An 11,782-nucleotide genomic window follows, 5' to 3' on the forward strand; every position below is an offset into this window, starting at 1 on the left:
CTTTTTTCGTTCCGAAAGCAAAAGCCATGGATGTCAGCCTTTGACCGCGCCGATCATGGAACCCTTTACGAAATATTTTTGCACGAAAGGATACAGGATCAAAATCGGCAGCGTCGATACCATGATCGTGGCGTATTTGAGCGAATCCTCGACCACCAGGTTATCGCCGCCGATCTGCGTGACCTGCCCGGAGCTGACGCTGCCGGCCAAGACGAGATTGCGCAGCAGCACCTGCAGCGGAAACAGCTCCTGACTCCGCAAATAGAGAAGCGGATACAGGAAGTTATTCCAGATGCCGACGGCGTAAAACAGCGAGATGGTGGCAAACACCGGTTTAGATAGCGGCACGATGATCCGGAAAAAGATCCCGATATCGTTCAGGCCGTCCATCCGCCCCGATTCCTCCAGTTCTTTCGGAATGCCGCTGAAAAACGTCCGCATCAGGATCAAATTCCAGGTGCTGACCGCGCCCGGCAGCACCATGCCCCAGATGGTATCCACCAACCCCAGCGAACGCACGACCAGAAACGTCGGGATCATGCCGCCGCCGAAAAACATCGTAAACACGATTAAAACCGTAAAACCTTTATGAAACGTCATGTCCTTGCGCGACAGGGCGTACGCCCCCATCGATGTCACCAGCATGGCAATCGCCGTGCCGAGCACCGTATAAAGAATTGTATTCCGGTACGACGTCCAAATTTTCGGATCGCCAAGGACCAGCTCATACATCCGAAAATTCCAGCCTTTCGGCCAGAGCGTGACTTCGCCTTTCATCACGTATACGTCTTCGCTCAGCGATACCGCGAGCATATACACGAAAGGATACAGCATCACGGCGGCAACCAGCAGCATGATGAGCGTATTGACGACCGTGAAGACGCTGATGCGGCGCCGGCCGCGCCCCAAAGTTACCATAGGCTCGTTCCTCCCAACCGCCGGCTGATGTAATTGGCCGAAAAGATAAAAATAAAGCTGATGACGCCCATAAACAGGTCAATCGCCGAGGCGTAACTGAAATTGCCCTGCTCCATGCCGACCCGGTACACATAGGTGCTGATAATGTCGGCCGTGCTGTAGACGGCGGGATTGTACATCAGAAATACTTTTTCGAACCCGATTTCCAGCACCTTGCCGATATCCAGGATCAAAATGATCATGATCGTCGGCGCGATCCCCGGCAGGGTCACATGCCACAGCTTTCTCCACCTGCCCGCGCCGTCGATGCCGGCCGCCTCGTACAGCTGCGGGTCCACCGCCGTCAGCGCCGCCAGGAAAATGATCGTTTCCCAGCCGATATGCTGCCAAATTTCCGACAGGACGTAGATCGGCCGGAACAGCCCCGGCTCCATCATGAAATTGATCGGCGTCCCGCCCAGCGCGGTAATGGCATGATTGACGATGCCTCCCGTCGGCGACAGGAACATGATGACCATGCTGGCTACGATGACGTTGGAAATAAAATGCGGCAAATAGCTGAAGGTCTGCACCCATCGTTTGAATATGGCGTTTCGGACCTCGTTCATCAGCAGCGCGAGAATGATCGGCGCCGGAAACCCGAAGATCAGCTTGTAAAGCCCCAGCAAAAACGTGTTTTTCATCAACACCCAAAAGTCCGGGTTGCTGAAAAACATCCGGTAATACTTCAGGCCGACCCAATCGCTCGCCCAGATGCCCTTAAAGACGTTGTAGTTTTTGAACGTGATGACCAGTCCGAACATCGGCGCGTATTTGAACACCGCGTAATAGATCAGGCAGGGCAAAAACAGCAGCCATAAATATTTGCTCCGCCGGAATGCCCGCGCGATTCGCCCCCTTTCCGGGCGGGCGCGGGAGCGTCCTTTTAACGCTGTGCCGGCTCCGGGCAAATTTGTTTCCGCCGTTTTCATGTCCCTTCCGCACCCCCTTTTCGCCAAGTCGTATTTCTTTTTGCCTTCCTGTACGACAGCATAACGGATGCCCCTGCGGAAAATAAATCGGCAAGTTTGCGGCGCCATCCCCTTTTTTTCGGGTGAGTGGAAAGGTTGTAGAGAATCCTGAAAAGGTGAATATTGTGTGAACGCGAAAATAAACCTTATGATAAAGTCACTGTAGGCCGATATTTTCATTCACCCTTCGGGAGGCGGGCCTATACTTGCATGGAGGTGTCGACCTGATGTCGTTTGTGCTGATGAAGAGAAGGTTTGGCTTTTCCACCTTGTTCACCAAGCTGCTGTCCGGTTTCCTCGCGGTCATTTTGCTGCTCACCGCCTTCAATCTCGTTTCCTTTTTTTATTTGAAAGGGCAAATCCACCGGGAGATCGTGAAATACAACGAGCTGGCCATGAACCATGCGGCCTCGGGCTTCGAAAACCAATTCCGGCTGACCCGGGAGATGGTGCTGGGCTTGAGCCAAAACCCGGAATGGATGACGTACGTAAACCAGCTGCGCCAGGTCAAGCGCAATCAGGCATACGGCTACGTCAACGACGTGATCGGGGAAATGAAGCGGCTGTATGGGAACCCTTTTTTGGGGATGGACAATTTAATCATCTATTTTCAAAAGGACGCCTATGTCGTCGAAAAGGACGGGACGAGCAGCGCAAAGGCGATGTTCGGCACGTATTATGCAAGCCCGTCGTACCCGCCGGCTTTTTGGGATGAGCAGTTCGGAAAGCGTTACGCGTTCCGGGTATTTCCCGCGGCGGCGTTTACGGAAAACACGGCCGGATCGGTTCGCTCCAAGGGCAAACTCATGCCCGTCGTCATCAAAATGATGCCATACAAGGATATGTATCTGGTGGCCACGCTGGATGCGGAACGGCTCGCCCGGAACCTGCAATCCGCCATGAGCGGCAGCTTTTATATTTTGGATTCGGATGGTCGCCCGCTTTATGCGCCTGAAGCCGGATCCGACGCGGGTCTGCTGCCTGCCCTTCATACGTTTGACGAACGGCATTCGTTCGTGCAGACGAAAGACGCGTACTATTTTTACCGGAAAGGAACCGACACGGGGTTCATGTATGTCAGCCGCGTGCCCGTCCAAAGCATCTCCTCCCAGCTTCTGAATTTGAATCTCGTGCTGCTTTCGCTCCTCGGCATCGTCGGCCTGCTGATCGTGTTGACGTATGCGTTCAGCCGCAGGGTGCATCGCCCGATCCGCATCATGGCCGATACCCTGCGCGCCGACGAGCCCGAACCGGTGCAGGGACCGTTCAAGGAAATCGAGCTGATCAGCCGGAGGGTCCAGCATTTGCGCTCCACCCATCAGCGGATCTCCAGCGATTTGGCCCGAAAAAATTCGCTGCTGCGCCATTACGCCTACACCAACCGCCTGAAAAACATCCATATGAACCTGAGCGAGCTGAAGGAGCTGGCGGATGTCAGCATGCCATACGTCATGGTCGCATACCAGATTATTTTCAAGGAAGCCAGCGCCGAGTATCCTTTGGTGCAGGAAAAAGGGGCCTATTACATGCGGGAATACGTCGACCAGATTTGGCGGCAGGTGTATCCGGACTCCGTCACGCTCCAAACCGAACCCTGCCAGATTTTGTCCATCGTTTTCCTTCCTGATGAAAACGCGGAAACCTCGGCGCAGCTTCGGCATCTGCAGCAGGTGTTCGACCGGGACCGCAGCTCCTACCTCGTCACGATGGCGGAAAGCCCGGTACAGCCTGCGGGAGCTTCATTCACGGCGGCGCTCGCTTGCGTGAACGGCATGCTGAAACAGCGGAAGCTTCGGGATGAAACCCAGTGGATCCGCCCGGATAGCGCCGCGCCCGGCAAAGACGCCCGCTGCTTCAAAGCCACATGGGAGCAGGAGTTCCACAACCGGGTGCTCAGCGGAAGCGACGACAGCATGCAGGAATGGATCGCGAAAAGCTTGGGTGTGCTCGAGAAAAAACAGGCGGCGGCCATCGAATACCGGCGGTTCGCCAAAGACGTGGCCGACGAGCTCGACAAGCTGCTGCGCAGCCAGAACCTGCATGCAGAATTTGAGGCGGCGGCGGTTCCGGCGCTGGAATCGACGCGGCATTTCTACAGCCCGGGGCAATATGAGGCCTGGTTCGGCAGCCTGCTCGGCCCAGCGCTGGAACTGATCCGGCGCAAAACGGAAAACCACGACCCGATCACGTCCTTCGTCATGACCTATATCAATGAGCATCTGGATGAGGACATCAACCTGGATATGATGGCCGATAAGCTGAATATCACCTCGGGGTACCTGTCCACCTATTTCAAGGAAAAAACCGGGCTCAATTTCAGCGATTATTTGAACGATCTGCGCATCCGCGCGGCCAAGGACATGCTGCAAAACCTCGATTTGCGCATCCAGGACGTCGCCGCCCGGGTCGGCTACCACAACGTCAATTCGTTTATCCGCATGTTCAAACGGCATGCCGGCATGACGCCGGGCGAATTTCGGAAGAAATACGCTTCCTGACGGGTTTGTTTGTCCGTACCCGTTCAACAAACCGGCGAAGCAAGTTATACCCGCGTCCAAGAAGACAGGCGGCAATTGGCGCGGCTGCTTCTAAGGCAAAAAAGCACCACCGCGAAGCGCAAAAGAAATGGCGGCCAAGAACGATTTTCTTGGCCGCCGTTTTGAATTTGGTTACGTCGTTTTGAATTGAAGATGAGGCTACGCTTTCTCCTGTCGGCATGGCTTGGGGGCCGTTTTCACATCATTTTGCCTCCGGGGCACGACGAAACATCCGTTTCCCTCGCTTATACGTCTCCAGCATCCGGATTTCCCCCTCGTCCAGCGTAAACACGGCGAGGTCCGCCGGTGCGCCAGGCTGCAGCCCGGCGCCGGTCTCCAGCTTCATCAGCTTGGAAGGCGCGGTCGAAGCCATGTCCCAAGCTTCCCCGAGGCTGCAAATTCCGCAGGACCGCATATGCGCGATGCCGGCGGTCAGCGGCAGCGCCGATCCGGCCAGCAGCGCCGGCTGGCCGGCAAGATGCAGCCGCCCCTGTTCGGTTAGCGTGACATGACCGCCGACGGGCGTATCGTAGTTCCCGGGCGGCATGCCGCCAAGGCTGACGGCGTCGCTGACGAGAATCAGCCGGTCTCCTTTTACCTTCCGGGCGACCTTCAAGAAGGCGGACGGAAGGTGGAAGCCGTCGGCAATGACGCTGGCCCACAGCCGGTCATCCGCCAGCTGATCCCAAATGTAGTTGGGATGGCGCGGCAGCACCGGATGGGCGCCGTTGCCGAGGTGCGTGGACAAGCTGGCCCCGGCTGCGGCTGCGCGCCCGATTTGATCGGCGGAGGCGGCGGTATGGCCGATCGCCGCCACAATGCCTTGTTCGGCGCAGCGGGCGATAAAGGCTTCGGCCTCCGGCCATTCCGGCGACAGCGTGACGATCCGGATGCGCCCGCCGGCCTCCTGCTGCCACGCTTCAAGCTGCTTCAGGTCGGGCGCCTTGACGAAGGCCCGGTTGTGGGCGCCCCGCGGCCCGTCTTCGGGGGAGATGAACGGGCCTTCGAGATGGATGCCGGCTATGCTGTGCGCCCCGCCCAGGCCGCCTTCCCGCTCCAGCCGGGAGCAAACCCGATCAATGACCGCAAGCGCCCGTTCGATCGATGCGTCGGAGCCCGTAATGACCGTCGGATAAAACGAGGTGACGCCTTCGGCCCACAGCCTGTCGATCAGCGCTTTTACCGTCTCCTCCGCCAGGTCCGGCGCGTTCATGTCCAGTCCCCCGTAACCGTTGATTTGCAGATCGACAAGCCCCGGGGCGATCCACGGAAGGCTTTCGACTGCCGGCAGGTTCACCGCGTTTAACTCGAAATCCGCTGCGTCAATGCTCTTGCATTCCGCGATGACCCCTTCCCGGATGCGAACCGCAACCGGCTCCCCCGTACGGTAGTGCCTCCCGATCAATTCGAAGCCGGACGTCGCCATGTTCGATCTGACCATCCATGCACCGTCTCCTTGCTTCATAAGTTTGGATAAGACAAGAAAAATTTTATGTTCCAGGCGTCCTGCGTCCTAATCTGCCAGCTTTCCTCCGTCGCGCGAATGGCGTCAATGCGGCGCGACCGGCGAGGAATCCCGGTCGAGGTACATCCGGCAACCGGCATGCGTTCTCAGGATCGAAGCCGGGCAAGCCGTCGTCATCGGCCCTTCCAGCGCGCCTTGTACCGCGCAGCGTTTGGCGGCTCCGGGCACGATGCAAAACAGCCTTTCGGCCGACATTAGCGCCGGAACGGTTAACGTCATCGCGTACTCCGGCACGTCCTCGAATTTAGCAAAACATCCGTCGTGAACCTGCTGCTCCCGGCACCTATCATCGAGTTTGACCTGTTTTACAAGCTCGGGATCGTTAAAATCGGCCACCGGCGGGTCGTTAAAGGCAATATGCCCGTTTTCGCCGATGCCGAGGCAAACGATATCGAGCGGGGCTTCCCGCAGCAGCGCCGCATATCTGGCGCATTCCTGCGCCGCTTCGGCGGCACCGTTCAGCAGGTGAACCCGTCCCGGGCGAACGCGGCTGAACAGCCTCGTCGTCAGGAAATGGCTGAACCGCTGCGGCGCATCCGGGGAGAGTCCGATATATTCGTCCATATGAAAGGCCGTTACCCGCCCCCAATCGATGCCCTCCTCCCGCACGAGCGCGTCGAGGAATTCGTTCTGGGAAGGCGCGGCCGCAAAGACGATCCGTACGGCTTCCTGCGTATTCAGTTTTTGCCGGATCGCCTCGGCCGCTTCCGATGCGGCAGCTTTGCCCATCTCGTCCCGGCTGGCATATTGATGCACGCGCAAACGGCCCGCCGTCCATGATCTTTCAGGCGATGGGGCATTGGCATTCATCGATGCACCCCTCCTCTCATCAAATCATCGTTTTCCGAAGCAGCCCCGGCATCAACCGACGCGCTGCCCGTGCTGCTGCAGCAAGCCGAGGAAGCTCTCCAAGCACTCCTCCGTCGCCTCCTCGCCTCCGGCGGAAAAGGCATATCCCGAAGGACGCTTCAGCTGCTCTTCGCTCAGCTCGGAAGCCAGCCTGTAATGCGTCTCGACGACAAGCCAGCCGTCGTATCCGTCCTCCGCCAGTCTGGCAAGCAGCCGGTCATACCCCACCTCGCCCCTGCCGATGGCGACCGCTTCGGTTTTGCCGTTCTCCCGTACGGCATCCTTGACGTGGATGTGGCAAATTTGGCCTTGCAGCGCTTCGTACCCGTCCGGGTAAGGCGTTTCGCCATCCGGGTCCCACAGATCGTTGCCCGGATCGTATAGAGCCCGGATCCGCGGATTCGCCGCCTCGCTTACGAGCGCAGCCACCTTGGTTCCGTTCGTCGCATACACGGAAGGATCGGCTTCCAGGGCAAGCTGGACGCCGAATTCCTCCAGCACCGGGACGGTATGCCGCAGCTCGCGCACGATGCCCGGAAAAGCCGTGCGATAATCGTCCCGGTTCGCCCAGAAGCTGAAGCCCCGGAGAATCCCCGTACCGAACCTCCGCGCCAGTTCCGCGTAACGGCGGAGCATGCGGTGATGCGCGGCGACCTCCTCCTTGTTATGCAAATTGCATTTAAACACCGGCGTGGACAAGCCGCACACGCTTAGACCCGCATCGCGGATCATGGCGGCAATCTCATCCAGCCTCCGGTCGCCGAGCCGGTGAAGCTGCTTGCCGTCGACCGAACGCAGCTCCAATCCGTCCAGCCCGTACCGTTGGGCGATCCGGATGGCATCTTCGATGTTTTGCGAAATTTCATCCGTAATGACTCCGAGCTTGAATCCGGCCATCATCCAATCGCCTCCTTTCTTTTTCCGGCAGCCAATGATCCTATCAACATCCCTTATTTCTCCGACAGCCGGAAGGTTTATAAGTTGATTTCATTCCTGCCGTCCGCCTGTCTTGATGCGCCCGCTTCTATCCGTTCCGCTTCGCGAACGAGACGCGCAAAGGAACGGATTTCCCTGTTGCCCGGCTTTCGTTCGCCGCTTCAAGAAAGGCGATCACTTCGATCGTTTCCTCGATATCGAGCGGCGGCGTTTTCGTTTGGAACATGCGGACGACCTCTTCCAGCATGCTGGCGAAATAAGGCTTCTGCGCGGCATAGACATCGACGTATTCGGTTCCCTGCTCGCGGTGAAGCAGCGCCCCGAAACGCCGGTTCCCTTTGCGGTTTCCGCGGATGGTGCCGATCCGTCCGTCGGCCCAGACGCCGACCGCCAGATCATGGTCCTCATTGGCCGTCACCCGCACCTCCGTGCAGCCCGGGCCCATGCAGCGGTACAGCATATCCGCCATATGAATGCCGTACCAGAAAAAGCCCGGCTGGGTCGGCTGCAGCTCCATCGGGCCGCAGCAGTCCGCGCCAATGATTCCGCCTTGATCGCCTGCGCGGACGGCCGCGTCCAAATTTTCCGCCCAGCGGACGGAAGAGCAGCTCATGATCGGCACCCGATGCTCGCGGGCGAGATCGGCAATGGCGCGCGCATCCCGGCTGCTGACGGCAAATGGCTTATCGATAAAGACCGGTTTCCCATACGGGGCCACGGCCGCAAACTGTTCCGCGTGAATCCGCCCATCGACGGTCAGCAGCAGGATCGCATCCGCTTCCTCGGCTACCTCCCCGATGCTGCCTGTCATGCGCACGCCAAAGTCGCCTTCGATTTTGGCGGTGAAACCCGCCACCCGATCGATGCTTAGCGGAAAATCGGGCGAACCTCCCGGAAAGGCGACGGTCACCCGCGCTCCCGGAACATGATGGGGATGGGCCGGATCATTGAGCATTTCCGCAAATAAAGGGGCATGAGAGGTATCCAGGCCGACCATGCCGATATTCAATGTTTTCGGATCCATGTTTATGCGCCTCCAGGCTGTAGTCTCACTTCCCTGCCGGTTCGGGCGGACTCGTAAATGGCCAAAATCAACTCGACCGATTTCCGCGCCTCTTCCCCGGATATGAGCGGCTCCCGGTTCTCCTTCACCGCTTTGATCAAGTCGTCGATCAAAATATAATGCCCGTCGGCCGAAATCGCGCGCGGGTCGTCGTAGCCGTCGGCGGTTCCATTTTTGGCGCCGATCGGCGCCGCATCGCCATCCACCGTTTTCCACACTTTGAAGCCGCTGTCCCCGTAAACGATCGAGCCGTGTTCCCCGTGAATTTCGAACCGCGCTTCCTGGCCCGGATTCACCGTCGTCGCTCCTTGAATGACGCCATAAGCGCCGTTTGCGTATTTCAGCACGGCCACGGCGGTATCTTCCACTTCGATGTCATGAATGAGCGGCGACGCGTAGGCAAACACGCTTTCCACGTCGCCCATCATCCACCGGATAATATCCACGCCGTGAACGCCCTGGTTCATCAGCGCCCCTCCGCCATCCAGCGCCCACGTTCCGCGCCAGCCGGCGCTTTTGTAATATTCGCGGCTGCGGAAGTATTTCAGGTAGGCGTCCCCCAGCACGAGTTTGCCCAACTTGCCTTCTTCGATCGCCTTTTTCGTCAGAAGCGCTTCCTGCGTCGTCCGTTTTTGGAATACGGTAGCAAGCTTGACCCCGTTCGTCCGGCAGGCTTCAATCATCTCATCCATGTCCTTCGCCGTAATGCCCAGCGGCTTTTCGCAAAACACATGTTTTCCTGCCCGCGCCGCGGCCACCGCAATGTCGCGGTGCAGCCCGCTCGGCACGCATACGCAAACAGCGTCAACCTCCCCTCCCTGCAGCAATTGCTCCATATTTCTGTATGTCGGCGGTGATCCGAACTCCTTCGCTAACGCTTCGGCCTTTTCCTGCACTTCATCTACGATAGCCGTCAGCTCGGCCTCCGGATGATTGACAATCGCACGTGCATGGAGCGGGGAAATGACGCCCGCGCCGACAATGGCAAACCTCATCTTTTTTGTCATTGCGACCTCCTTAATCGGTGAGTGCACCATGGACTTTCATCCCCATTCTAGAAACCGGCATCCCGGCTGCCAATCCTCCGTTATTCCGCTTTGCCCACATCTTTGGCGTGAGCCGCAAAATGGAAGATGAATCCGCAGAAGTGCATATTCAGATGTATATGAGGCTTGACCCCGCGGTTTTCGCAAAAAAAAGAAGATGCATTATGCATCTCCCAGATCCAGCCTCTTTACGCCTGTCTCCTGTTTTGCTCTCCGGTTTGCTCCTGCACGTTCCATCTGGCAGCCCATCGCTCCATTTCCTGCAGCGCCGTTTTGAAGTCCATGCCCTTCTCCGTCAGCGAATATTCCACGGTCACGGGCACCGTCGGGAACACTTGCCGCGAAACGATCCCGCTCTGCTCCAAATGGCGAAGGGCGTTGGACAAGGACTGCGTTTTGACGATGGCCAGGTCCCTGCTGAGCTGGTTGAACCTTTTCGGCCCCTTGGACAACTCCGCGATCACCAGGAAAGCCCACTTCGCCCCCAAAATCTGCAGCACCGAGCAAATATTCGAAAAATCGCCCGCGTCGCCGGGATTATTCTGTTCCATACACGAACCTCCCATGAACTTACTTTTTGTAAGTTAGTCCAAAAATTTGGATAAGATCCAAATGTTTTGCGTTCTTACGAAAGGAATGTACTGCCATTATAATGCAATCGAGAGCTCTCCAACATCCCTGAAAGGAATGATTTTTGATGAACCGTTTATTTATATATATTCTGACGCTTGGCGTGTTTCTCACCGCCACCTCCGAACTTGTAGTTTCGGGAATTTTATATGTTATCGCTTCGGATCTTCATATTTCGATTGCACTTGCTGGACAGCTGGTTACGGCGTATTCGCTTGCTTTTGCCGCCCTAACGCCCGTAATCGTATTTTTCACTTCCCGCTGGGATCGAAAAAAAGTGCTGCTCCTTTCTCTTGCCCTCTTTACACTGGGCAGCGCCGCATCCGTCATCCCTCATTTCGGAATCATTTTGGCTTCCCGGGCTATTTTGGGCATCAGCTCAGGCGTTTATCTGGTCACCGCTTTTGCGGCCGCGGCCAAAATTTCCCCTCCCGAAAAAATAGGCTCCGCCATCGGCACAATAGTGCTCGGCTTCAGTTCTGCCATGATTTTGGGAGTTCCGATCGGGATCGCCATCACCAAATGGCTGAACTGGCAGTCGATATTTGCGATCCTCGGCGTACTGAGCTTGTTGATGGGACTTATCATCCTCCGGTCTCTTCCACGCATCCCCGGCGACGAACCCGCTTCGTTCGGCCAGCAGTTTAAGGTGCTGGGTTCCGGCGTCATCGCCAGCCTGCTGATGCTCAGCTTCTTCCGCGAGTCCGGAAATTCCGTCCTGCTGACATATTTGACGACGTTCATGAACGATATGCTGCATTTAAATGCAGGCTCGATCAGCCTGCTGATGCTCGGCCTGGGATTGATCGGCGCCATGGCAGCCCGCCTAGGCGGCTCCGGTGTGGACCGTTTTGGAACCAAGCGCATCCTGATCGCCACCTTAACCGTGCATGCGGCGGCGCTTCTTCTGCTTCCCTTGTTTACAGGCATGCTTGCCGTAGAAATCGTCCTGATCGGATTGATCATGTTTTCGATGTTTATGGGCGGGCCCGCCCTGCAAACCCACTTTATCAAACAGGCGCCGGAGTCCTCCAGCCTCGTGCTCAGCCTGAACACCTCGATGATCCATTTGGGCCTTGCGGCCGGCGCCGGTTCGGGGGGCATGCTGATCGAACGCACGTCGACCGTGCTTTATAATCCTTGGCTGGCGGGAATCGTCGTCGCGCTGGGGCTTGGAACGGCCGTCTTCAGCTTCGCGCTCGGAAAACGGCGCGCCCCTCAAACTGCGTGAATGTTACGGTCAAATCAAAGAGGACGCCACAAGGCGC

General features: G+C 57.5%; 10 protein-coding genes. 2 read left to right on the plus strand and 8 right to left on the minus strand.

Going from position 1 to position 11,782, the window contains the following annotated elements:
- Positions 1–33 precede the first annotated feature (33 nt).
- Entirely contained in the window at positions 34–918 is an 885-nt protein-coding gene (locus AC27KL_RS02015; RefSeq protein WP_212948636.1) for a carbohydrate ABC transporter permease, read from the minus strand.
- Positions 912–1,889 carry an ABC transporter permease gene (locus tag AC27KL_RS02020; RefSeq protein ID WP_487168622.1) on the minus strand — a complete coding sequence of 326 codons (978 nt, stop codon included), beginning with the start codon at positions 1,887–1,889 and terminating at the stop codon, positions 912–914. The genes AC27KL_RS02015 and AC27KL_RS02020 overlap by 7 nt, the downstream gene beginning before the upstream one ends.
- 245 nt (positions 1,890–2,134) lie before the next feature.
- On the opposite strand from AC27KL_RS02020, the gene AC27KL_RS02025 reads away from it, so the two are divergent.
- Positions 2,135–4,426: a helix-turn-helix domain-containing protein gene (locus tag AC27KL_RS02025; protein ID WP_487168623.1), complete on the plus strand. Its 2,292-nt coding sequence runs from the start codon at positions 2,135–2,137 to the stop codon at positions 4,424–4,426.
- A 241-nt stretch (positions 4,427–4,667) separates the two neighbouring features.
- Here AC27KL_RS02025 and AC27KL_RS02030 read toward each other — a convergent pair whose 3' ends face one another.
- The 6 genes from AC27KL_RS02030 to AC27KL_RS02055 form a co-directional block, all read right to left on the minus strand.
- Positions 4,668–5,906, minus strand: a complete 1,239-nt coding sequence (locus AC27KL_RS02030; RefSeq protein ID WP_487168624.1) for an N-acetylglucosamine-6-phosphate deacetylase — start codon at positions 5,904–5,906, stop codon at positions 4,668–4,670.
- Between the two features lie 108 nt (positions 5,907–6,014).
- Positions 6,015–6,800 (minus strand): glucosamine-6-phosphate deaminase, encoded by a 786-nt coding sequence (locus AC27KL_RS02035; protein ID WP_487168625.1) that lies wholly within the window; start codon positions 6,798–6,800, stop codon positions 6,015–6,017.
- Between the two features lie 51 nt (positions 6,801–6,851).
- Positions 6,852–7,739, minus strand: coding sequence for a sugar phosphate isomerase/epimerase family protein (locus AC27KL_RS02040; RefSeq protein WP_487168626.1), 888 nt, complete (start codon positions 7,737–7,739; stop codon positions 6,852–6,854).
- A 124-nt stretch (positions 7,740–7,863) separates the two neighbouring features.
- The gene (locus tag AC27KL_RS02045) at positions 7,864–8,799 is read right to left on the minus strand and encodes a Gfo/Idh/MocA family protein (protein WP_487168627.1); all 936 of its coding nucleotides are present in this window, start codon (positions 8,797–8,799) and stop codon (positions 7,864–7,866) included.
- Positions 8,800–8,801: 2 nt separating this feature from the next.
- Positions 8,802–9,845, minus strand: a complete 1,044-nt coding sequence (locus tag AC27KL_RS02050; protein WP_487168628.1) for a Gfo/Idh/MocA family protein — start codon at positions 9,843–9,845, stop codon at positions 8,802–8,804.
- Positions 9,846–10,072: 227 nt separating this feature from the next.
- Positions 10,073–10,435, minus strand: a complete 363-nt coding sequence (locus tag AC27KL_RS02055) for a winged helix-turn-helix transcriptional regulator (RefSeq protein ID WP_036709587.1) — start codon at positions 10,433–10,435, stop codon at positions 10,073–10,075.
- Between the two features lie 146 nt (positions 10,436–10,581).
- Here AC27KL_RS02055 and AC27KL_RS02060 point away from each other — a divergent pair, with 146 nt between their 5' ends.
- Complete coding sequence (locus AC27KL_RS02060; RefSeq protein WP_487168629.1) at positions 10,582–11,745, plus strand: MFS transporter; 1,164 nt, start codon at positions 10,582–10,584, stop codon at positions 11,743–11,745.
- Positions 11,746–11,782 lie beyond the last annotated feature (37 nt).

It is taken from the genome of Paenibacillus sp. YAE3 (genome assembly GCF_057546105.1).